At 59.3% G+C, this 21,937-nt stretch carries 21 protein-coding genes; 5 read left to right on the top strand and 16 right to left on the bottom strand.

Features of this window, described 5'->3' with window-relative positions; translation table 11 throughout:
* Positions 1 to 7: 7 nt before the first annotated feature.
* The 15 genes from JOE65_RS05925 to JOE65_RS05855 all read right to left on the bottom strand — a co-directional run bounded on the left by JOE65_RS05925 (position 8) and on the right by JOE65_RS05855 (position 16,377).
* Positions 8 to 958: a Ppx/GppA phosphatase family protein gene (locus tag JOE65_RS05925; protein ID WP_205162354.1), complete on the bottom strand. Its 951-nt coding sequence runs from the start codon at positions 956 to 958 to the stop codon at positions 8 to 10.
* Positions 955 to 1,608 carry a DUF501 domain-containing protein gene (locus tag JOE65_RS05920; protein WP_205162353.1) on the bottom strand — a complete coding sequence of 218 codons (654 nt, stop codon included), beginning with the start codon at positions 1,606 to 1,608 and terminating at the stop codon, positions 955 to 957. Before JOE65_RS05920 ends, JOE65_RS05925 begins: the two co-directional genes overlap by 4 nt.
* Positions 1,609 to 1,663: 55 nt before the next feature.
* Complete coding sequence (locus JOE65_RS05915) at positions 1,664 to 2,464, bottom strand: FtsB family cell division protein (RefSeq protein WP_205162352.1); 801 nt, start codon at positions 2,462 to 2,464, stop codon at positions 1,664 to 1,666.
* Positions 2,465 to 2,543: 79 nt separating this feature from the next.
* On the bottom strand, positions 2,544 to 3,824 hold the full coding sequence (gene eno, locus JOE65_RS05910; RefSeq protein WP_205162351.1) for a phosphopyruvate hydratase: 1,281 nt from the start codon (positions 3,822 to 3,824) through the stop codon (positions 2,544 to 2,546).
* 94 nt (positions 3,825 to 3,918) lie between these two features.
* On the bottom strand, positions 3,919 to 4,575 hold the full coding sequence (locus JOE65_RS05905; protein ID WP_239536630.1) for a MazG nucleotide pyrophosphohydrolase domain-containing protein: 657 nt from the start codon (positions 4,573 to 4,575) through the stop codon (positions 3,919 to 3,921).
* Positions 4,547 to 5,695, bottom strand: coding sequence for an adenosine deaminase (locus JOE65_RS05900; RefSeq protein ID WP_239536907.1), 1,149 nt, complete (start codon positions 5,693 to 5,695; stop codon positions 4,547 to 4,549). The genes JOE65_RS05905 and JOE65_RS05900 overlap by 29 nt, the downstream gene beginning before the upstream one ends.
* A gap of 17 nt (positions 5,696 to 5,712) precedes the next feature.
* Entirely contained in the window at positions 5,713 to 6,402 is a 690-nt protein-coding gene (locus tag JOE65_RS05895; protein WP_205162349.1) for a VTT domain-containing protein, read from the bottom strand.
* A gap of 219 nt (positions 6,403 to 6,621) precedes the next feature.
* Complete coding sequence (locus JOE65_RS05890) at positions 6,622 to 7,920, bottom strand: thymidine phosphorylase (protein ID WP_205162348.1); 1,299 nt, start codon at positions 7,918 to 7,920, stop codon at positions 6,622 to 6,624.
* Between the two features lie 21 nt (positions 7,921 to 7,941).
* On the bottom strand, positions 7,942 to 8,337 hold the full coding sequence (locus JOE65_RS05885) for a cytidine deaminase (protein WP_205164042.1): 396 nt from the start codon (positions 8,335 to 8,337) through the stop codon (positions 7,942 to 7,944).
* A gap of 11 nt (positions 8,338 to 8,348) precedes the next feature.
* Positions 8,349 to 9,638 (bottom strand): ABC transporter permease, encoded by a 1,290-nt coding sequence (locus JOE65_RS05880; RefSeq protein ID WP_205162347.1) that lies wholly within the window; start codon positions 9,636 to 9,638, stop codon positions 8,349 to 8,351.
* Entirely contained in the window at positions 9,635 to 10,951 is a 1,317-nt protein-coding gene (locus JOE65_RS05875) for an ABC transporter permease (protein WP_205162346.1), read from the bottom strand. The genes JOE65_RS05880 and JOE65_RS05875 overlap by 4 nt, the downstream gene beginning before the upstream one ends.
* Positions 10,948 to 12,504, bottom strand: coding sequence for an ATP-binding cassette domain-containing protein (locus tag JOE65_RS05870; protein ID WP_205162345.1), 1,557 nt, complete (start codon positions 12,502 to 12,504; stop codon positions 10,948 to 10,950). The genes JOE65_RS05875 and JOE65_RS05870 overlap by 4 nt, the downstream gene beginning before the upstream one ends.
* Positions 12,505 to 12,658: 154 nt before the next feature.
* Positions 12,659 to 13,762: a BMP family lipoprotein gene (locus tag JOE65_RS05865; RefSeq protein WP_239536629.1), complete on the bottom strand. Its 1,104-nt coding sequence runs from the start codon at positions 13,760 to 13,762 to the stop codon at positions 12,659 to 12,661.
* A 224-nt stretch (positions 13,763 to 13,986) separates the two neighbouring features.
* Positions 13,987 to 15,195 (bottom strand): amidohydrolase, encoded by a 1,209-nt coding sequence (locus JOE65_RS05860; protein ID WP_205162344.1) that lies wholly within the window; start codon positions 15,193 to 15,195, stop codon positions 13,987 to 13,989.
* A gap of 45 nt (positions 15,196 to 15,240) precedes the next feature.
* The gene (locus JOE65_RS05855) at positions 15,241 to 16,377 is read right to left on the bottom strand and encodes a mannose-1-phosphate guanylyltransferase (protein WP_205162343.1); all 1,137 of its coding nucleotides are present in this window, start codon (positions 16,375 to 16,377) and stop codon (positions 15,241 to 15,243) included.
* Positions 16,378 to 16,588: 211 nt separating this feature from the next.
* Here JOE65_RS05855 and sdhC point away from each other — a divergent pair, with 211 nt between their 5' ends.
* From sdhC to JOE65_RS05830, 5 genes are read left to right on the top strand one after another with little or no spacing between them, the layout of a single operon-like run.
* Entirely contained in the window at positions 16,589 to 16,969 is a 381-nt protein-coding gene (gene sdhC, locus JOE65_RS05850) for a succinate dehydrogenase, cytochrome b556 subunit (protein WP_205162342.1), read from the top strand.
* A gap of 3 nt (positions 16,970 to 16,972) precedes the next feature.
* Positions 16,973 to 17,437 carry a succinate dehydrogenase hydrophobic membrane anchor subunit gene (locus JOE65_RS05845; RefSeq protein ID WP_205162341.1) on the top strand — a complete coding sequence of 155 codons (465 nt, stop codon included), beginning with the start codon at positions 16,973 to 16,975 and terminating at the stop codon, positions 17,435 to 17,437.
* 54 nt (positions 17,438 to 17,491) lie between these two features.
* Positions 17,492 to 19,270: a succinate dehydrogenase flavoprotein subunit gene (gene sdhA / locus JOE65_RS05840; RefSeq protein WP_205162340.1), complete on the top strand. Its 1,779-nt coding sequence runs from the start codon at positions 17,492 to 17,494 to the stop codon at positions 19,268 to 19,270.
* Complete coding sequence (locus tag JOE65_RS05835) at positions 19,270 to 20,061, top strand: succinate dehydrogenase iron-sulfur subunit (protein WP_205162339.1); 792 nt, start codon at positions 19,270 to 19,272, stop codon at positions 20,059 to 20,061. Before sdhA ends, JOE65_RS05835 begins: the two co-directional genes overlap by 1 nt.
* 21 nt (positions 20,062 to 20,082) lie before the next feature.
* A complete protein-coding gene (locus JOE65_RS05830; RefSeq protein ID WP_205162338.1) occupies positions 20,083 to 20,853 on the top strand; it encodes an alpha/beta fold hydrolase in 771 nt (256 codons plus the stop codon).
* Between the two features lie 21 nt (positions 20,854 to 20,874).
* On the opposite strand, the gene JOE65_RS05825 is transcribed toward JOE65_RS05830, so the two are convergent.
* On the bottom strand, positions 20,875 to 21,867 hold the full coding sequence (locus tag JOE65_RS05825; RefSeq protein WP_205162337.1) for a YihY/virulence factor BrkB family protein: 993 nt from the start codon (positions 21,865 to 21,867) through the stop codon (positions 20,875 to 20,877).
* Positions 21,868 to 21,937 lie beyond the last annotated feature (70 nt).

Below are 21,937 nucleotides of genomic sequence, written 5' to 3'. Positions count from 1 at the left end.
AGCCACATCAGCGCCGTTCCGACGATGCGATGCTCAGAGCGATTCCATCCAGGATGTCGTGTTCGCTGGTGATGGTCGAGGCGATTCGGCCATTGGTGCGTTCAGCTAGTTCGTCGATGATGGTCCGCCAGATCAGTGCGCCGGCGCCAATAACGTCTACCCTTCCGGGGTGCATATACGGCAGTTCCCCACGGACCGATCGCGGCATTGTCAGCAGATCAGTACATGCATCCGCAGTAAGCTGCTGGGGCAATTCAGTCCCGTGAATGGCCTCGGAACTGTATTCCTCCAGGCCCAGAGCGTGTGCCGTGATAGTGGTAACGCTGCCAGCCACCCCCACCAGGGCTGTGGCCTGCGAAAGGGGGACGTCAATGGACGCCGAGTGGATCAGCTCGCGCGCACTCCCGACAGCCATGGCGATTTCCGACGCCGTGGGCGGATCGGTTGACAGGAACTTTTCCGTGAACCGGACGCAGCCCATGTTCATACTCCTCGCGGCTGTGACTCCGTCAGCGTTACCCATGACGAATTCGGTGCTGCCGCCACCGAGGTCCACCACCAGCAGATTGTCAGCTTGATCCAGGCTCAACACACTGGCCGCACCTTGGAAGGACAGGGACGCTTCCTCATCGCCACTGATGACCTCCGGTTCCACACCGAGAAGCTCGCGGACACCATCAAAGAAGACCTCCCGGTTGGCGGCGTCGCGGGTAGCCGAGGTTGCAACGAATCGAATCCGGCCGGCGTCGTGCTGTTCAATCAGTTCCGCGTACTCCCGTGTTGCTGCAAGGGTGCGTTCGAGTGCTGCGTCGCTGAACCTGCCCGTGGCATCAACGCCTTCGCCTAGCCGGACCACGCGCATCAGTCTCACCACGTCGGTGAGGGCGCCTTGGTCGGCGTCGGCTATCAGGAGTCGGATCGAGTTTGTGCCGCAGTCAATGGCGGCCACCCTGCTCATGTGCGGTCCCCCGAGGGCGCGCGACGCTCCGCTTTTTTCTGTTGCAGTTCCTCCGGACTGAGCCCCTGTGTACGGGCATGCCGGCTCAACTCCTGGTTGGGGACGCTGGCGTTGGTGTCCCAAGCGCCCTTGCACCAACACTGCTCGCGGTTCCACCACTGGTCGATGCCCGCCAACGCTTCATCACCGAGCGGGTTGATACCGGGGCCGGCCGCCAGAGAGTGCCCTACCAGTACGTGCAGGCATTTCACCCGCGTTGGCATCCCCCCGGCAGACACGCCATCGATCTCCGGAACCGCGCCCACCCCGGTTCGGTGTCCAACGCCATTGCGGCTCGCTAAATAATTCTCGTGCGCCGCCTGATAACTGCTGGCGAGACCGGGATCCGTCAGGAGACGTTCGCTCATCTCGGTCATAACACCTGCCGCCTCCAGCCGCGATACTGCTGCAGTGATGACCGGGTGCGTGAGATAGAACGTGGTGGGAAAAGGAATGCCGTTGGATAGACGCGGCGCGGTCGTAGCAACCAGTGGGTTACCGCAAACACACCGCGCACCGATTTCGACGACATCGCGGACAGGACGGCCCAGCTGCAGGCTCAGGGTGTCCAGGTCCTCCTGCGTGGGTGCCATTGCAACGTTGTCGCTCATGCAGTGCGGTCCTTACCTTTCAAGTTCGTCTCGTGGAAACAGGTCCCCGACATTACTATTTTGCAGTTGCTGAACGCTGAACAGAATCCCAGAGCGCATCGACCCACGCAAGATCCGCCGGAGCCGCGCCAGCTACTTCATTCTCCGACTCCTTGAAACCATCCACGCCTTTCACCAGATAGCGCTTCTCCCCCGGCATGACCAGGAACAGGCGTTCCCTGGCCTGGGCCTTGATGAACGATGGGTCTTCCCACCGTGCCACCTGGCTCTCGATCTCTTGTTGCCGTTCCTTCTGAACCGCAATTTCACTTTCCAGCGTCGCGATCTCTGAGCTTTGCTGAATATAGACGCGTACGGAAGGCGCCAGCATGACAATGATGGTGATGAGTACGACGGCGAGCGCCAGCAGTCTTCCAGAGAACCTTTTTGCCGGAACTGGTTCGGGCGCAGACTGTGCAGCAGTGGTACTGGAGCCTGGCTTTTCGCGTCCCTTCCGAATGGCGGAGGAGAGCTGTGTTCTGGCACGCGCTCGTTCCTCGGATTTATTGCTCTTGGCTGGAGGTTTTTTAGCTTCGGGTGGGGGCGCAGGCGGCGTCGGCTTTGGCGGCTCTGCCTGTTTTGTCGGCTTTGGCGGCGCTGCCTGTTTTGCCGGTTTCGTCAGCTTCGCCCCGAAGTTGGCCCGGATGATCTGGTGTTCGCCAGTCTCGGTGACCTCTTTCTCGGCGCTGATGATGTATTCATGACCAGTCTGCTGTTGCTGGCGTGACTCTTTTGCCGAAACTGAACCGGACCCACCGCGTTCAGCACCGCCAGGTAGACCTCTGGTACGCGGAACGGAGGGACGACGCTGTGCCATGGGCCTCCTTGCTGAGCGGTCTACTACGAAAACGGTGGGTACCCGTTGTTAACGAGGGTACCCACCGTAAGTGTTCCTGTTATGCCGTGAAACGCGGGAAAGCCCTGCGACCTGCATAACGTGCGGCGTCGTCAAGCTCTTCCTCGATACGCAGCAACTGGTTGTATTTGGCCACACGTTCGGAGCGCGCGGGAGCGCCCGTCTTGATCTGGCCCGCGTTCGTTGCAACGCAGAGGTCTGCGATCGTGGTGTCTTCGGTCTCGCCGGAGCGGTGTGAGGTGATCGTGGTGTATCCCGCACGCTGAGCCATGGAGATCGCGTCGAGCGTTTCGGTCAGGGTGCCGATCTGGTTGACCTTGACCAGCAGCGAATTTGCCGTGCCGCTGTTGATGCCCTTTTCCAACCGACTGGGATTGGTGACAAAGAGGTCGTCGCCGACCAGCTGGACACGATCACCAATAGCGTCGGTGAGTGTCTTCCAGCCCTGCCAGTCGTCTTCATCCAGCGGGTCTTCGATCGATACGAGCGGGTAGTCCCGAACCAGCTCTTGGTAGTACGCGCTCATGGCGTCTGCGTCCAGAGACTTGCCCTCGAAAGCGTACTTTCCATCCTGGAAGAACTCTGATGAGGCTACGTCCAGCGCAAGGGCGATGTCCGTTCCGGGCGTGTAGCCGGCGTTGTTGATGGCTTCAAGGATGAGATCGAGTGCTTCACGGTTCGAGGGCAGATTAGGGGCAAAACCACCTTCATCGCCCAGGCCAGTGGATAAGCCCCTGCCTTTGAGAACGGACTTCAGCTCGTGGTAGACCTCTACACCCCAGCGCAGGCCCTCGGAGAAGGAAGAGGCACCCAGCGGGACGATCATGAACTCCTGAATGTCGACGTCGGAATCGGCATGGGATCCGCCGTTGAGGATGTTCATCAGCGGGACCGGCAACTCGTGCGCGTTCGGTCCGCCCAAGTAGCGGTAAAGCGGCAGCTTGGCAGATTCTGAAGCGGCACGCGCAACGGCGAGCGAGACTCCCAGCATGGCATTGGCGCCCAGACTGGATTTGTTGTCCGTGCCGTCGAGGTCGATCATGACCTGATCGATGGCGCGCTGCTCGGCAGCGTCGAAGCCGAGCAGTGCCGGCTGGATCTGATCGATGACGGCATCAACCGCCTGCTGAACACCCTTACCTGAGTAGCGTTCTTTGTCTCCGTCGCGTCGCTCATTGGCTTCAAACGCGCCGGTGGATGCACCGGAGGGAACGGCTGCACGGCCAAAGCTGTCGTCATCCAGGAGAACCTCGACTTCAATGGTCGGGTTACCCCGTGAATCTAGGATCTCGCGGGCATGGATAGCTTCGATGATAGCCATGGGTGGGCTCCTGTTCTGCGGATGTGAATCTGGGTGTTGGAGAGGGCTGGTGCCAGGTTCAACACTAATAGAGTTTCAACGGCGCCGCAGAACGTTACGTTCCGTATCGGCGCCGGATGGCAGCCCGGAGTGCGCGCTCGGCGTCGAGTCCTCCTCGTGTTGTCTCTTCGACGAGGTTCAGGAGCATGTCACCGAGCTCATGTTCCCTCGCGTGCCCCTCACGGTCAACGCTTCCGTGTCCGTGGACCCGCGCTGAGACCTTCGCAGCCATTATCAACGCTGGCAAGTGGGCTGGGATGCCATCCAATGGACTGCTGCGTGCCGGTTTCTCCTGACGCTTCACGTTCTGCCAGGTCTTCTCAATATCATCGACGCCGATTTCCGCTGCGCCCTCGACCAGGCTGCCGTCGGGAGTGAAAACGTGCGGGTTGCGGCGGATCATCTTCTCGGTCAGGGTCCGGGCCACGGCGTCGAGATCGAAGTTGCCGCGCTCCTGCTGGATGCGGGCGTGCAGGACCACCTGTAACAGAACGTCGCCGAGTTCACCGCGAAGCTCATCAAGCCCGGCCTGATCACCCTGCCCGGTTTCCAGCGCCTCAACGAGCTCGTAGCTTTCCTCGATGAGGTAGCCCACGAGGGATCCCGGTGTTTGATCCGCAACCCAAGGACAACGCTCCCGCAGCTGGGCGATGACCTCAACCAGCCGCGGGATGGCGTTCGTCTCAGTCCACGGCGTTGTCGAAGCCATCATTGATGTAATCGATCAGAGCCTCGCGTTCTTCCAGCGGCAAAAACGCTGCCTCCGCTGCATTCAGCGTGAACGTGCGGATATCCTCAAGATCGTAGCTGAACGTTTCTGCCAGGAGTTCAAACTCTCCGGTCAGCGTGATGCCGCTCATCAGTCGATTGTCTGGGTTGATTGTCACGTTGAAGCCGGTCTGGTACAGCAAGTCGATGGGGTGGCTATCGAGGTCCCCGCCGAACTGTTCAGCAGCACCCGTCTGAAGATTTGATGAAGGACATACTTCCAGAGTGATCTGGCGATCTCGGACCCACGACGCCACCTTGCCGAGCGAGACCAAGCCCACGGCTTCGTCTCCTTCAGCTCCGGAAGCGTCCTGTTGATCTTCTTCGTTGAATTCGACGTCGATGTCCTCGGCAATCCGAACACCATGGCCCAGGCGAAGCGCGCGTCCATCAACCAGGGCACTGACGATGCTCTCCAAACCTGCTGCCTCGCCAGCATGAACCGTGACGGGGAACTGGTGTGCAGCCAAATACGTGAAAGCTTCCGCGAAACGCGACGCCGGAAAACCATCTTCCGCTCCGGCGATATCAAAGCCGACGGCTCCTGCATCCCGGTGCCGGACGGCAAGCTCGGCAATCTCCTGGCTTCTGTCCGCGTGCCGCATGGCTGTGATCAGCTGGCCAACCTGGATGAGGTGGCCGCGTTCCTCTGCTGCCGCCACGCCGGCGTTAAGCCCTTCCTGAACCGCTGTCACGGCGTCGTCAAGGCTCAGGCCCACGGTGAGGTGCTGCTCGGGAGCCCATCGGACTTCGCCGTACACGACGCCGTCGTCCACGAGGTCTTCCACAAATTCGTGAGCAACGCGCGTCAGGGCCTCCGCCGTTTGCATGACGGCGATCGTGTGATCGAACGTCTCAAGGTAGCGCTCCAGCGAGCCTGAACTCGCCGACTCAAGGAACCAGGCGCGAAGGGCTACCGGATCGGTTGACGGCAGTGCGTGACCAACGGCAGCGGCAAGTTCAATGATCGTTGATGGGCGCAATCCACCGTCAAGGTGGTCATGCAGGGATACCTTGGGCAGGCTAAGGATGTCGAAGTCGAGGTCTGTTGCAGGGTCAGTCATAGATTCAGTCACACGGATTACTGTACGCGAGCCCGCTCCGCCCGGTCATCCGTTCGGGCTGCTGTACTTTCCCCGGCATACGTGCCCCGCCCGGGCTCTCCCCGCACCGCCGCGATGACCCTGTCCACGGTAAAACCGATGATGACAGCGCACGCGATAGCCAGAGTAGCGCCGAGCGAGTGGTTGTGGGCAAACCACTGCCCAAAGAACATGCCGATGCCCACAGAGTATGACGACCAGGCGACCGCTGAGATAGTGGTGAGAAACAGGAATCGACGGCGGGAATACCTCGTGGCTCCGGCAGCCAGATTTACGGCCACCCGCCCAATGGGAATGAACCGGGCGATCATGATCAGCGAGGCAGCCCGTTTGTCGAGTTCATAGCGCGCCCACGCAAAGGACCGCTGCATTCTGGGGCGGCGCATCCAAGCAAACCGGGTTGTACCAATGGCGCGCCCAATCAGATACGCGATGTTGTCTCCGACGAAAGCACCAAGGCCCGCTACCAGAATGAGAAGCCAGACGTTGGGGGATCCAGCGCTAGCCACCACCGAGCCGAGTCCCACCACCACCGATTCCGACGGGACCGGAGGGAAGAACCCGTCCAGGGTGCAGCATGCAAAGACCAGGACGTAGACCCAAGGCTGTTCGGCCGCACCGACAATGAACGCATTCAGACCGTTGACAAATTCGATCGTCGATTCCACCGTGGTGCTCCTTCTGATGACCGTGCTGGCTGCCTTGAATCGACATTGCGTTGATTCAACACTGCCAGTGCTGCGGTGAAAGCCACCATGGGGTATTCCCCTGATTCAGCCCCGGTATCCAACCTAGGCGACGCCGCTCTGCGAGGGCATCAGCCGTATAGCTGATCTTGGGATAGCGCTTTTCTCATCCCCAGGGATGAGAGGCCCGGCGGAAACCGGTCAGGAGATCCGGTCGATGATGAGCTGCTGCCCCGCTCGTGCCCCTTCCGGTGCGATCGTTACCGCATCTGTCAGTGCTTCTCTGGCACGATCGAATTTTTCCGGGGTGTCTGTCAACAGTGTCATCAGCGGCTCTCCGGCCCGAACCACGGCGCCGGGCTTCGCGTGGAGCCGTATCCCGGCCCCTGCCTGGACTGCGTCTTCTTTGCGGGCACGGCCCGCTCCTAGCCGCCAAGCTGCTAGGCCAACGGCCATGGCGTCAAGTCCCACCAGCACGCCGTCGGCCGGGGCCAACACAGTCTCTGATTCCCGGGCTACCGGTAGCGCGGCGTCAGGATCTCCGTTCTGAGCCGCGATCATCCGACGCCAGAGATCCATGGCTCGGCCGTCCCGGAGGGCGGCTGCCGGATCAGCATCATGGACGCCGGCGCAGGCAAGCATTTCTTCAGCAAGACGCACGGTGAGTTCGACGACGTCCTCCGGGCCTCCTCCGGCGAGAACCTCGACAGATTCCTCGACCTCGATGGCGTTACCCGCCGTGAGGCCCAGGGGCGTCTCCATATTGGTCAGCAAAGCCACAGTATTGACGCCGGCGTCCTTCCCCAGGGCAACCATGGTTTCGGCCAGCTCCCGCCCTCTGCGCTCGTCCTTCATGAACGCGCCCGAACCGACCTTCACATCCAGAACCAGTGAACCGGTGCCCTCGGCGATTTTCTTACTCATGATCGACGAGGCAATGAGGGGAATCGCTTCTACTGTGCCGGTAACATCGCGCAGGGAATAGAGCTTCTTATCCGCTGGGGCCAGACCCGCTCCCGCCGCGCAGATGACAGCGCCGACATCATGGAGCTGTCGCATCATCTCCTCGTTGGAGAGGTTGGCCCGCCAGCCCGGGATGGACTCGAGTTTGTCCAGGGTCCCGCCCGTATGGCCAAGGCCCCTGCCGGATAGTTGCGGCACAGCCACACCGAAGACTGCGACGAGAGGCGCAAGAGGCAACGTGATCTTGTCGCCAACACCGCCCGTCGAGTGTTTATCCGATGTCGGCTTGCCCAGTGCAGAGAAGTCCATCCGTTCTCCGCTGGCAATCATGGCCGCGGTCCAGGCCGAAATTTCCTCGTGGTCCATCCCGTTGAGGAGGATCGCCATGTTGAGCGCAGACATCTGCTCATCCGCGATGATCCCGCGGGTGTAGGCATCAATGGTCCAGTCGATCTGCTGGCGGGTGAGGGTTCCCTTGTCCCGTTTGGTCCTGATGATGTCTACTGCATCGAAATTTTCTGCTCGCCTCTGGCTCATGAGCCCTCCCTGGCTGTCTGTCTATTGGGAGAGGTTCTCCGGACCAAATGCGTCCGGAAGCACCTCATCCATGGTCTTTACGCCGCTCACCGTCAATAACTGCATGTGCGGTGCCCGGAATTCATACAGGAGCTGCCGGCACCGTCCACACGGCATAAGGACGTTGCCCTCTCCGTCCACGCAGCTGAACGCAACCAAACGACCGCCGCCGGTCATTTGCAGCTGACTGACCAGCGAACACTCTGCACACAACGTCAGGCCATAGGATGCATTCTCGACATTGCAGCCGGAGACCACCCGGCCGTCCTCGGTCAGCGCAGCCGCCCCCACTGGATATCTTGAGTACGGCACATAAGCTTGTTCCATCGCTTGCCGGGCAGCCTTGGTGAGGGCCTCCCAGTCCACCGCGTTGGGGATACTGGACACAGTTACTCCTTGACGTAGGGGATGCCGCTTGCTGCCGGAGCGCGGGACTTCCCGACCAACCCGGCGACGGCCAGAATCGTGACGATGTACGGCAGCATGGCCAGAAACTGGCTCGGCACCGACGTCCCCACGATGGACAGCACGTATTGCAGGTTCGTTGCGAACCCGAAGAGCAGTGAGGCGAAGAATGCGCCGATGGGATTCCACCGTCCAAAGATGAGCGCCGCCAGGGCAATATAGCCCTGTCCAGCCGTCATATCCGGTGTGAAGCTACTAACGGCAACAAGGGTGTAAAAAGCGCCTCCCAGACCCGCAACTCCGCCGCCAAGAACCACGTTCCAGAATCTCCAGCGATTCACGTTGATGCCCACGGTGTCCGCGGCCTGCGGATGCTCGCCCACAGCTCGGAGCCGAAGGCCCCACTTTGTGTAGTAGAGGCCAAGGTAGATGACGATAACAATGATGTACATCAGGTAACCGACAATGCTCTGTTTGAACAGGATGGGCCCGATGATGGGGATATCTGAGAGCAGCGGAATGCTGATGTCCGGCAACCGCGGCGGGTTGTTCCACACCTGGGGATCACGGCTGAGCAATGTAGACGCCAGAAAGCCCGTCACTCCGGACACAAGAACGTTGAGAACCACGCCAACGATGATCTGATTCACGAAATACTTGATGCTGAACATCGCGAGCACCACCGACACCAGCATCCCGGCAAGCGCCGCTGCGATGAGCCCGACGAACGCACTGCCGGAGATTGAACCGGCAACGGCGGCAGCGAATGCACCAGAGAGAAGCTGCCCCTCGATGGCGATGTTCACCACCCCGGAACGCTCGCACAGAACACCTGACATGGAGCCGAAAATCAACGGCACGGCGAGCGTGACAGAACCCGCGACCAAGCCGCCGAGCGAGATGCTCGGGGTGTTGGCACTGCCCACCACCCAGGTGAGGAAGCCTGTGACAAAGAAAAGAGCGTACGCCGCTGCCGCCCAGCGTGAAATATGGACGCCCTTCCGGACCTGCAGGAACGCGTAAACCGCTAGGGCGGTCAGGGCGATCGTGACAACCCATCCCACCGTCGTCGCGGGTAAATGAACGTCCTGAAGTCGGAAACGATCGTCGTCGGCCGAAATGCGGAAGATGGCCGTCTTGGCCGGGCTTCCGATCGCGAACACGAGCAGTGACACCAGTGCACCGATGCCAAAGCCAACGGGCGCCTTCCAGTTCCTCACTACCGCGTGAGGTGTCGTGGTTTCCGCGTGTGATTCAGCAGTAGCCGTACTCATGCCGCACCTCCAACCGTTGCCGCCACGCGCGGCTGGCGCTTCTTCTTTTTCTTCACGTCAATGCGGAAAATCGCTTTGACCAACGGAGGCGCTGCGATGAACAGGACGATCAGTGACTGCACCACCAGAACGATGTCTATGGGGGTTCCGGTCTGCGTCTGCATCTGTACGCCACCGGCACGGAACGCTCCGAAGAGAATCCCTGCAAAGAACACACCCCAGGGGTGGGAGCGACCCAGCAATGCCACGGTGATCGCGTCAAAACCAAAACTCGCCGCAATTCCTCCCGTGAGGACCCGCTCAGTACCAGATATCTGGGCAACCCCAGCTAAACCAGCGAGCCCTCCGGCGATCAGCATGACGACGATGTAACCCTTGGCCACACTGATTCCAGCGGTCCGGGCTGCATGAGGATTCGCTCCGACCGCGCGGAGCTCAAATCCGATGGTCGACCGATTGAGTAGCCACCAGATCCCGTACGTTGCAGCAAGTGCCACGAGGAAGCCCAGGTGAAGACGGAATCCGCTACCCAGTAGCAGCGGGAAGAGCGCCGTTTCCTTGATCGGCGGACTGATGGGGTTTGAGGACCCCGGATTCTGGAAAGCGGGGGTAAACAACAGGAAGGCCACCAGGTTGATGGCAATGTAGTTGAGCATGATGGTCACAATGACCTCGTGTGCCCCGGTTCGTGCCTTCAGCACACCGGCAATACCGCCCCAGAGCGCACCGCCGACGAAGCCCGCGATGATAGCGACCACCAGGTGCACACCGACCGGCAGATCCAGGGTGAACCCTACCCAGCCGGCGAACGTTGCACCCAAGACGATCTGGCCCTGGGCGCCGATGTTGAACAGTCCGGCGCGAAACGCCAGAGCCACACCAAGTCCGGCGAGCACCAGCGGCGTTGCGACGGTCAGGGTTTCGGTGAAAGGCCGGAACATCGCAGAGACCGTGTCGGCGTCGCTGTTGAAGATAGCTCCCTTGAACAGGGCCACATAGGCGCTGCTCGCCGCGTTCCACGCCGCTGCCAGCATGTCCATGGGGCGGGTGAAGAAATACAACGCCGTTGCTGTCACCCGCTCGTTGGTGACAGCGATCAGCAGCCCACCCAAGATCATGGACAGGACAACAGCCAACACGGAAACGATTCCGCTGCCACCCATGATCTGCTGAAGAACAGAGCTCGCCTTGCCCTGTGACTCGCTGGGGTTGGTTCCCGCGGCAGCAGGCGAGCGTGCGTGCGTGCCGCCGTCGGTCTCTGCTGCAGTTTCCTTTTCCAGGTCCTGCTCCTGAGGTGTGTTGTCGCCGCTCATTGCTGCCCTCCCGGGTCTACTGCGGTGCTACTGGAAGTCTGTGCCAGAGCCTCATCTCCGGTCATCCCCGCCATCATCAGGCCAAGAACGTCGCGGGTGGTGTTACCTGGCACAATCCCCATGAGCTGGCCATGGAACATGACGGCGATTCGGTCTGCGAGTTCGCTGACTTCATCGAGTTCGGTGGAGACGATCAGAACGGGAGTGCCGCCATCGCGCTCCGCCACAATACGCTTGTGCAGGAATTCGATGGATCCGACGTCGACTCCGCGCGTGGGCTGTGACGCGATGAAGAGTTTCAGCGGACGCGACAGCTCGCGCGCGAGAACGACTTTCTGCTGATTTCCGCCCGAGAGGGTGCTGGCGTCAGCTAATGCCGACTCCGTGCGAACGTCGTACTCCAGGATCTTCTTCTCCGCGTTTTCGCGGACAACAACAGGTTTCATGGTGAGTCCCTTCGCGAAGGGGGACTCGTCATACCAGTTCAGGATCAAGTTCTCCGCAATGGTGAACGCACCGACGAGGCCGTCTTCCTGCCGGTCTTCAGGGACGAAACCCACGCCCTGACGGATGACATCCCGGACAGATTTTCCTAGAAGTTCAATACCATTGAGCTTGATCGACCCGCGTACGTGGTCCTGAAGCCCAAGAATCGCCTCGGTCAGCTCAGTCTGGCCGTTGCCCTGAACACCGGCGACGGCGAGGATCTCACCCTCGAAAATGGTGAAAGAGACGTCGTCGACCATTTTATAGCCCGTGGAGGACAGCACGGTAAGGCGCTTGACGTCGAAGGTGGGCTTCCCGGGCTGCGCTGGAGCCTTGTTGAGGCTGAGGTTGACCTCTCGGCCAACCATCATCGACGCGAGTTCCGTTGTCGATGTGGAGGGCTCAGCAGTAGCGACAACTTTTCCGCGGCGAATAACAGTGATGACATCCGAAACGGCTTTGACCTCACGCAGCTTGTGCGAGATGAAGACGATCGAGGTGCCGCCTGCTTTCAGCTGGCCGATAATGCCCATCAGCTTGTCGGATTCCTTGGGCGTAAGAACCGCCGTCGGTTCATCGAGGATGAGCACTTTCGCATTGCGGACCAGCGCCTTGATGATCTCTACCCGCTGCTGAACGCCAACCGGCAGATCTTCCACCAGCGCATCCGGATCGACGTCGAACTGATACTGATCCGAGATTTCGCGGATTTTCTTGCGCGTCTCCTTCAGATCCAGAACGCCGCCCAGCCTGGTCGCTTCGTCGCCCAGAGCAACATTCTCCGCCACTGTGAAGACCGGGATCAACATGAAGTGTTGGTGGACCATCCCAATGCCCGCGGCCATGGCATCGCCGGGACCCTTGAAGGTCACAGGTCTGCCATCTACGAGGATGGACCCCTCGGTCGGTTCGTAGAGTCCGTAGAGGACGTTCATGAGGGTCGATTTCCCGGCGCCATTTTCCCCCAGAAGGCAGTGAACTGTCCCGGGTTCAACCACAAGGTCAATGTGGTCATTGGCCACCATGGATCCGAATTTTTTGGTAATTCCCTGAAGTTCGAGTTTCACAACTCCAACCAATCCGTTCTTTGTTGGAATCCGTTTGTCGCATGGCTCGCAAACGGTGATGCTAGATGACGGCGCTCAAGCCACAACGCAGAACGCACCGCCGTTCCTGTGGCGGAATATCTCCCACAGGAACGGCGGCGCACCAGCGATAAGGTTACTTGGGGCTGGCCTCGGACTCTACCGAGATCTCACCAGAAATGATGTCGGCCTTGATCTTGTCGAGTTCGGACTTCATGTCGTCCGCAACCGCATCTTCCATATCATGGAACGGCGCGAGGGCAACTCCACCGTTATCCAGGGTTCCTACGTAGGGTTCGTTGCTGAAGTTACCCTCGACGTCTGTCTTGATAACTTCCTCAACGGCCTCGCCCATGAGCTTCATAACGGAAGTCAGGATGAACTCTTTACCATTGGGAACCGTCAGGTACCCGTCGGAGTCTACCCAGATAACTTTCATGTCCTTCCCGGCCGCCTGCAGCTCGGTGACTGCATCGAGGGTTCCAAGTCCAACAGGTCCGGCCACCGGCATAATGATGTCGGCGCCCTCGTTGGCGAAGTTCTTGGTGTTCGTCTTGCCCTTGGTGGTGTTCTCGAAGTCCCCGATGAAGGTTCCGGTCTGGGCTTCCTTGTTCCAGCCCAGGAGCTGAACGTCCTCGTCCTTCTGCTCATTGTAGTAATTCACGCCTTCAGCAAAACCGTCCATGAAAATAGTGACGGTAGGGATCTGGATGCCACCGTAGGTCGCTACTTTGCCCGTTTCTGTGGTTCCGGCGGCCAGGTAACCAGCCATGAACGCGGCCTGGGCCGTGTCATAAATAATCGGCTTGACGTTCGGAAGGTCAATCTGGTTGTCATCCACGATGGCGAAGTTGGTGTCAGGGTTAGCCGTCGCGGCTTCTTTGGTGGTGCTAGAGAGCAGGTAACCCACCGTCACGATCAAATCGCAACCGCTGGTCACCATTGAATTAACGTTCGGGCCAAAGTCGGTCTCGGCCGATGATTCGGCTTCGAGTACCTTGATACCGAGGTCATCCTTGGCTTTTTGAATGCCCTCATAGCTGGACTGGTTGAACGAGCGGTCGTCAAATCCACCGGAGTCCGAGACGATACAACCGGTGTAGTCGCTGTTGGCGCTCTTGTCCTGCGCAGCGTCCTCCGCAGGCGGGGCGCCGCAGGCGGACAACAAGAGTGCGGACGCCGCGAACAGGGCAGTAGCCGTACCCGTGCCGCGCTTAATAGTGCGAGGTGATTTCTTCAAGATTCCTCCGATGACGAAATTAACCCCAGGCCGCTATTTCAATGAGTGTCCGCTATCAAGTTCTGTTTTCACTGACTTGCCCGTGGTGCCATGTCCACGCGTGATGTGGACTGCAGTATGAACATAGAGTAATGGAAAGCAGCGCATACATACCACCGTTCCGCTCCGTCAAGGGTGCATCGTTGAACTTTCGTTACCAACGAGTAGCTGTCCACATCTGAGAACTATGCGACTCCGGTAGGAAAGACAGCCCGCACTGCGGCTCCGGCCATGACGCGGACCCCGCAACCTATTGCCTGCTCATCCGGGGAATAGTCCCCTCGGTGCAGATCATAGGTTTCACCGCCGGGTGTCCTGGTGCCGAGGCGCATCATGGCTCCCTGTACTTTCTGTGTCATCCAGGCGAAGTCCTCACCACCCATTGACTGAGGCGTCAAGACCACAGACTCCTCACCCAGTTCCGCACGTGCGGCCACCTCAATCAGGCGCGTTTCCGTCTCCGAATTGATCACGGGAGGCACCCCCCGGGTGTGTTGCAGATCCACTGCGACGCCATAAGGAGCGGCGACCTGTTTGACCACAGAGTCCAGCAACTCACCAGCTGCGAACCACGCTTCATTGTCCAGACACCGCATGGTGCCGGACATAAATCCGTGCGCCGGAATTGCGTTGGGTGCCGAACCGGCACTGATCTGCCCCCACACCACCGAAACGCCACTTCGGACATCCACCCGTCGGGACAGCACCGCAGGGACGTTCACGGCGATCTGGGCAAGTGCGAAAACCATGTCCTCGGTCAAGTACGGCCGGGAAGTATGACCTCCTCGGCCCGTTAGCTCAATACGAATGGTGTCCGAGGCCGAGGTGATGGCGCCGATGCGAGTACCGACTTTTCCCACGTCGATTCGGGGATCACAGTGCAACGCCAGAATACGGGGAACATCGGTCAGGACGCCCTGGCTGATAACGTCGAGGGCCCCGCCGGGCATTGTCTCCTCGGCCGGCTGGAAAATAACGCGAATCCGTGCAGACAACGGGGCCTCGGCATCGAGCTGCGCCAGCACGCGGGCCACACCAAGCATGACCGTTGTGTGAATGTCATGTCCGCAGGCGTGCGTGATGCCCTCATTGCGGGACTCATACGGAAGACCAGTCTCCTCAAGAATCGGCAGCGCATCGATATCAGCGCGCAGCGCAATCGCAATCGGCCCGGTCCCGATGTCTACCATGACTCCGGTCTTCTCCAGACGCCGTGGTGCCAGTCCCGCCTTCAGAAGTGCAGCATAGATGCGGTCCGTTGTGCGGAATTCTTTGTGGGAAAGTTCCGGATTGGCGTGAATGTCACGTCTGAACTCAACAAGAGACTCAAGTAGGGGCGCAACCAACGGGCCTACGGTGGCTAGTGGATTCTCTTCAGCTGTTGAAGTCTGCACTCTTCCACCCTAGCTACAACGCATTCAGTATGGGGGAGTGTGTCGCTACAGGACGTCGGTGTCTCCGCTTGCCCTAAGATGCTCCACAGCCTTCTTCACTTCCTGAGCGTGTTCCTTAGTAGTCACCAGCAGCGCGTCAGGGGTATCTACCACCACCACATCGTCAATTCCGATTAACGCGATCACGCGCTTGGTATCTGAGACCACGACTCCCGAGGCGTTCTCCGAGTACACCCGAGCCCCCTCACCCATGACAGTGACTTTGCTGTCTTCCGATGCTGGATTCAGTCGACCAATGGCGGCGAAGTCCCCTACATCGTCCCAGCCGAAGGTACCCGGGATCATAGCCACGTCTCCGGCGGCGGCAGCTGGTTCGGCAACGGCATAGTCAATGGCGATCTTGGGCAACGTTGGCCAGACCCGTCTGGCAACTTCAACTCTCCGCGGGGTATCCCACGCCTCAGCGATCTCCGTGAGTCCGGCGAAGAGCTCCGGCTCGTTGGCCTGCAGATGCTTCAGCATCAGATCGACCGGCGCCACAAACATTCCCGCGTTCCAGCTATAGCCACCCTCGGCGAGGTACCCAGCAGCGACAGTGGCGGAAGGCTTCTCCACGAACTCATCCACTGTGTGGGCATCCGGGGCGCCGACAATGCCTAGAGGCTTACCAGCATGGATGTAACCAAAACCGGTAGAGGGATGAGTTGGCTGAATTCCGATGGTCACTATGTAGCCCTGCGCCGCTGTATGCACCGCCTGCCGAACGGCGTCCTGGAAGATTCCAACGGGCGTGATGACCTGGTCTGCGGCAAAGGAACCCATGATGATGGCCGGGTCTCTGCGGTGCAGGATGGCCGCTGCAAGCCCAATGGCTGCAGCCGAATCCTTGGGTTCACTCTCGAGGACGAGGTTGGACTTCTGCAATTCAGGCAGCTGTTTGAGAACAGCCTTTCGGTGCACAGTGCCGGTAACCACCATGATCTTGTCACCGCTCAGAGGTGCTAACCGGTCATAGGTTGCCCGAATCAACGTGCTCCCGGACCCCGTGAGGTCGTGGAGGAACTTGGGAGCCGCCGCTCTTGAGAGCGGCCACAGACGCGTACCTACACCTCCAGCCGGAATGACGCCGTAAAAACGGTCAAGATCCGCGAGGTTACCTGGGCTGGGCTGGTCAGTATTCATCGATGTCAACGTTAGACCACGCCGTCGAGCTGGGTACTCATCCCGCGGGCTGATTTTCTGGAAGGTGGCAGAGCTAACAAAGGGATACCTACATTGAACTCACCAGTCAGGGAAGCCTAGGTTAGAATCAAGTTTGGAATGCTTTTGCCTGGACGTCATCTCTTGCGTGGGACAACACGCCAGCGTTCGGTGAGGCAGGGAGGTTAATACAGTGTCGAAGACACCAGCAAGAACTCTCTACCGCGGCCGTGAGGGCATGTGGTCTTGGGTAGCGCACCGCATTACCGGCGTCGCGATCTTCTTCTTCCTTTTGGTCCACGTTCTTGATACGTCCCTGGTTCGGGTATCGCCAGAGGCCTACAACGCCGTGATCGGTTCCTACAAGAACGTCATCATGGGACTCGGCGAACTGGGGCTAGTGGCCGCGATCGTGTTCCACGCGTTCAATGGGCTCAGGGTCATCGCCGTGGACTTCTGGAAAAAGGGCACCAAATACCACCGGCAGCTCCTATGGATTGTCGTGGCCCTCTGGCTAGTAACCATGATCGCCTTCTCGTTCCGTCACCTGCCGATTGTCTTTGGGAGCCACTAAACCATGAGCACCGAAATTGAAGCTCCGCGCAGCGGTCGGGTTTCACCCAAGTACCTGCGTTCCGGAAAGTCTGCTGGCAACTTTGAAATGCTGGCTTGGCTCTTCATGCGTCTTTCCGGCGTCATTCTGGTGGTCCTCATCTTCGTCCACCTATACGTCAACCTCATTATGGGCGACGGGATCAAGGGCATTGATTTTGGCTTTGTAGCCGGCAAATGGGCTAACCCCGTCTGGCAATTCTGGGATCTCACCATGTTGTGGCTCGCCATGCTCCATGGCACCAACGGTGTCCGGACCATCATCAATGACTATGCCGAGAAAACCACCACACGACGTTGGCTCAAGGGAGTGCTCTACTCCGCGACGATCGTCATCATCGTTCTCGGAACTCTGGTGATCTTCACCTTCGATCCTTGCCCCGTTGTCGACGGCGTCGCCACAGTTGCGGACTACTGCCCGGCTCCTTAAGGCCTTTCGCAGTACATCAGTAAAACCAAGCTTCCGACAGAAAGAGCAACAGGCATGCAGGTCCACAAGTACGACGTCGTTATTGTCGGTGCCGGCGGCGCCGGTATGCGAGCCGCCATCGAATCTGGCCAGCGCGCGCGTACTGCGGTTCTGACCAAGCTCTACCCCACCCGGTCCCACACCGGCGCCGCACAGGGCGGCATGTGCGCGGCGCTAGCGAACGTGGAAGAAGACAATTGGGAGTGGCACACTTTCGACACCGTTAAAGGCGGCGACTACCTGGTGGACCAGGATGCTGCCGAGGTGATGGCCAGAGAAGCAATTGAAGCTGTCCTGGACCTGGAGAAGATGGGCCTTCCTTTCAACCGCACCCCGGAAGGCCGGATCGATCAGCGTCGCTTCGGCGGTCATACAAGAGACCATGGTAAGGCTCCGGTTCGCCGTTCGTGCTACGCCGCAGACCGCACCGGGCACATGATCCTTCAAACGCTCTATCAGAACTGCGTCAAGCACAACGTTGAGTTCTACAACGAGTTCTACGTCCTGGACTTACTGACCGTTGATGAAGAAGTAGTCGTTGACGGCGAGACCCGCATCCAGAAGCGCGTTGCTGGCGTGGTTTCCTATGACCTCGCCTCCGGGGAACTTCACGTGTTTCAGGCAAAGTCCATCATCTTCGCGACCGGCGGTGTGGGCAAGGTATACAAGACCACGTCCAACGCGCACACTCTCACCGGCGACGGTATGGGCATCTCCTTCCGCAAGGGAATCCCACTGGAGGACATGGAGTTCTTCCAGTTCCACCCGACAGGCCTTGCCGGCCTTGGCATTCTGCTCTCCGAAGCAGCCCGCGGTGAGGGTGCCATCCTCCGTAACTCAGAGGGTGAGCGCTTCATGGAGCGTTATGCCCCAACGATCAAAGACTTGGCACCACGCGACATCGTGGCTCGCGCCATGGCCAACGAGGTTCGTGAGGGCCGCGGTTGTGGTCCGGACAAGGACTACGTGCTGCTGGATTTGACGCACCTTGAACCAGCGCATATCGATGCGAAGCTTCCGGACATCACTGAGTTCGCGCGGACCTATCTGGGCGTAGAACCGTACACCGAACCGGTGCCGGTCTTCCCCACGGCGCACTATGCCATGGGTGGCATTCCCACCAATATCAAGGCGGAGGTCCTTCAAGACAACGACACCGTGATACCCGGTATGTATGCGGCAGGTGAAGTAGCCTGCGTATCCGTACACGGATCTAACCGCCTGGGCACGAACTCACTGCTGGACATCAACGTTTTCGGCAAGCGTGCGGGTATCGCGGCAGCCGAATACGCGCTGACTGCGGATTTCGTTGACCTTCCGGAAGAGCCAACAGCATTGACCGAGAAGCTGCTGGCAACGGTGGGTAACTCTGAGGGTACTGAGCGAGTTGCCAAGATTCGCAAGGAGCTCCAGGACATTATGGACGCCAATGTTCAGGTTTTCCGCACCGAAGAATCTCTGGGGGAGGCCCTGTCCGTCATTGGCTCCCTCGAGGAGCGGTACACGCGGATCAATGTGCAGGACAAGGGTAAGAGATTCAATCTGGACCTCCTCGAGGCTGTGGAGCTCGGATTCCTTCTGGACATGGCCAAGGTCATGACAGCAGCTGCCCTCCACCGCCAGGAATCCCGCGGCGGACACTTTCGTGAGGATTTCCCGGACCGCGACGACGAGAACTTCATGGTCCATTCCATGTCGTACCTGGATCCGACAGCCACCGAGACACTTGGGATCCGTCTAGGAACCAAGCCGGTTATCTTCACCCGATACAAGCCGATGGAGCGAAAGTACTAATGAGCACCGAAACAGCGGAAACAGCTGAGCCCGCCTCAAAGGTGGAGCTACCGGCCGGAGTTGGCGGCGGCGGGGAAATCCCGACGTTTGACATCACTTTGCGCGTGCGCCGTTACAACCCGGAGATCTCCGATGAAGCGCACTGGGACGATTTTTCAATGACCATGTACGGCACGGACCGCGTCCTCGATGCGCTGCACAAGGCCAAATGGGAACAGGACGGCTCAGTGTCGTTCCGTCGGTCCTGCGCTCATGGAGTATGTGGCTCCGATGCCATGCGCATCAACGGTCGGAACAGACTTGCTTGCAAGACTCTTCTGAAGGATCTGGACACGTCCAAGCCAATCCTTGTGGAGCCCATCAAGGGACTCCCCGTGGAGAAGGACCTGATCGTGGACATGGAGCCCTTCTTCCAGTCGTACCGCGAAATCATGCCGTTCCTCATCAACAAGGGACATGATCCAAGCCGTGAACGTCTTCAGTCCGCTGAAGAGCGTGAGCGGTTCGACGACACCACCAAATGCATCCTCTGCGCTGCGTGCACCTCATCGTGTCCGGTGTTCTGGACTGACGGCCAGTACTTCGGTCCAGCCGCCATTATCAACGCACACCGGTTCATCTTTGATTCACGCGACGACGCCGGAGACATGCGTCTAGAAATCCTCAATGACAAAGAGGGAGTGTGGCGTTGCCGCACCACGTTCAACTGCACCGAAGCGTGCCCCCGAGGCATTCAGGTCACGAAGGCAATCGCCGAAGTGAAGCAGGCAATTCTAGCGCGAAACGTTTAACTGACAGGGCCAGAACTTTCCGTGACTTCCTCAACGCCAGTTACATTTCCGGGTGTCGGAGGGACCACTCTCTCCGGTGTTATCGATGTGCCGGAGGGAGAGGTGGAGGCCTGGGCACTTTTTTGTCACGGCTTCACTCTAGGAAAAAATAGTCTTGCAGCAGCGAGGGTCTGCCGAGAACTGGCGAGTCTAGGCATAGGTGTGCTGCGCTATGATGCAGCTGGTCTGGGCGACTCCACGGGTAACTGGGAAGATGGCACGTTCAGCAGCAAGGTAGCGGACGTCCGGAGCGCAGCGGCGTACATGCAATCAGTCGGCAAAACCATCTCCATTGCTATTGGCCATTCCCTCGGCGGCGCAGCAGTTCTAGCGGCCGTCAAAGACATTCCGGAAGTGGATGCCGTCGCCACCATTGGCGCGCCGTACGAGCCCAGTCATGTTGTTCATCTTTTCGAAGCGGTCCAGGAAGAGATAGAGAGCACAGGACGCGCTACCGTGCAGCTCGGCGGACGTCACCTTGAAATTCGTCATGAACTGCTTCTCGATTTGGAGCGCACAGACATCAAGGACTGCATTCGCACTCTCGGGGTGCCGCTGCTCGTCATTCACTCCCCTATGGACAACGTGGTTGGAATTGAGAACGCGGGCAATATATTTCGGACAGCGAAGCACCCCAAGTCGTTTTTCTCATTGGAGAAGAGCGACCATCTGCTGACCGGAAAGACGCAGTCAAAACGGGCCGCAACTATCATTGCCGCATGGGCGGAACAGTATTTGGAGATCGACGAGTAGATAGCTGCAGCAAGGGCATCATCACGGATCTTGGTGTTGTCCGATCCGCGCCCGCTGCCGGAGCGAAAGCCTGCGCACACCGCGCCGTTCCCTATTTCTGACTGCCTCGTGATCTGCCGTTCCGACCGCTCCCCACGCTGTCGCTAGTAGGTACACCTGACTAAGTAGAAAAAACCACACGAAGAGGCCCGGAATGACGGCAATGGTGGCCAGCAACGGGTTCTTATCCACCGATTGCAGTAGTAGTGAGCTGGATGTCCGCAAGAGGGTGCTCCCGAGCCCAGCGATCAGTGCCGACTGGAGCATCACTATCCGTGGCATGGTGATGCCGGAGACCAATCGGAACAGTACGACGGCGACTGCCATATCCAGGAGCAACATCACCATGATTCCGGCGAGGGACGTCAGGGGGACGGCGAGTGCGCCGGTGAAGTTGAGAAGATCCGTGACGAACTTGACTGCCGTATTTGTCACAGCGGCCACAATCGACGTTACTACCAGGGCTACACCTAGCAACAGCAAGGCGCCGAGGTCATTCAGTTTTTTGATCAACGGGTTCTTGACGACGGGTGGGAGGTCGAACACACCACGCATTCCGTCCCGCAGGCCAGCGATCCACCGCAGGGATGTGATGAGCATGGTTGCCGTGGAAATGACCAACGCCCAGCCAAACCTGGTGTTGGAGGCAAAAAGCTCTTCGGGCTTGGCCAGCCCGCCATTGCCGGTGTCGATGAGGCCCGGGGTGCTCTCGTCAACGGCCGAAATGATCAGTGACTGAAGTCCCGTGTTACCCGTCGCTATGAGACCAAAAATGGAGAAGCCGACCGCAAGGAGTGCCACGACTGAAAAGAACATTCGGTAGGACACTCCGGCTGCCATCAACGGACCACGACGTCGGCTGTATAGCTGTAGAGTGCGTGCGGGCCGCCAGATGCTGAGCTTGGCTACCAGGTAGGCAAAGAGTGCCTTTGCCTTCACCGGGAGCGCCGCTTCTTCCCGAACGGCTCGGGACAAATTTCTTTTGGTCTCGCCGACCCGCACCCTCAACTGCGTCCGGTCGATGGGATGAGGCCTAGTGGGGACT

This window comes from Arthrobacter roseus, from assembly GCF_016907875.1.
GTDB lineage: Bacteria > Actinomycetota > Actinomycetes > Actinomycetales > Micrococcaceae > Arthrobacter_J > Arthrobacter_J roseus.
The sequence above is the reverse complement of the archived record's forward strand: the minus strand, read 5'-3'. Positions and strand labels throughout refer to the sequence as shown.

What these genes read in the sequence shown, in the direction of transcription:
- JOE65_RS05920 (WP_205162353.1), bottom strand. Translation starts at nt 1,608, where the DNA reads ATGAGCGACAACGTTGCAATGGCACCCACGCAGGAGGACCTGGACACC.
- eno (WP_205162351.1), bottom strand. Translation starts at nt 3,824, where the DNA reads ATGGCTATCATCGAAGCTATCCATGCCCGCGAGATCCTAGATTCACGG.
- sdhA (WP_205162340.1), top strand. Translation starts at nt 17,492, where the DNA reads ATGCAGGTCCACAAGTACGACGTCGTTATTGTCGGTGCCGGCGGCGCC.
- JOE65_RS05845 (WP_205162341.1), top strand. Translation starts at nt 16,973, where the DNA reads ATGAGCACCGAAATTGAAGCTCCGCGCAGCGGTCGGGTTTCACCCAAG.
- JOE65_RS05925 (WP_205162354.1), bottom strand. Translation starts at nt 958, where the DNA reads ATGAGCAGGGTGGCCGCCATTGACTGCGGCACAAACTCGATCCGACTC.
- JOE65_RS05855 (WP_205162343.1), bottom strand. Translation starts at nt 16,377, where the DNA reads ATGAATACTGACCAGCCCAGCCCAGGTAACCTCGCGGATCTTGACCGT.
- JOE65_RS05890 (WP_205162348.1), bottom strand. Translation starts at nt 7,920, where the DNA reads ATGAGCCAGAGGCGAGCAGAAAATTTCGATGCAGTAGACATCATCAGG.
- JOE65_RS05835 (WP_205162339.1), top strand. Translation starts at nt 19,270, where the DNA reads ATGAGCACCGAAACAGCGGAAACAGCTGAGCCCGCCTCAAAGGTGGAG.
- JOE65_RS05900 (WP_239536907.1), bottom strand. Translation starts at nt 5,695, where the DNA reads ATGACTGACCCTGCAACAGACCTCGACTTCGACATCCTTAGCCTGCCC.
- JOE65_RS05875 (WP_205162346.1), bottom strand. Translation starts at nt 10,951, where the DNA reads ATGAGCGGCGACAACACACCTCAGGAGCAGGACCTGGAAAAGGAAACT.
- JOE65_RS05880 (WP_205162347.1), bottom strand. Translation starts at nt 9,638, where the DNA reads ATGAGTACGGCTACTGCTGAATCACACGCGGAAACCACGACACCTCAC.
- JOE65_RS05905 (WP_239536630.1), bottom strand. Translation starts at nt 4,575, where the DNA reads ATGATGGCTTCGACAACGCCGTGGACTGAGACGAACGCCATCCCGCGG.
- JOE65_RS05915 (WP_205162352.1), bottom strand. Translation starts at nt 2,464, where the DNA reads ATGGCACAGCGTCGTCCCTCCGTTCCGCGTACCAGAGGTCTACCTGGC.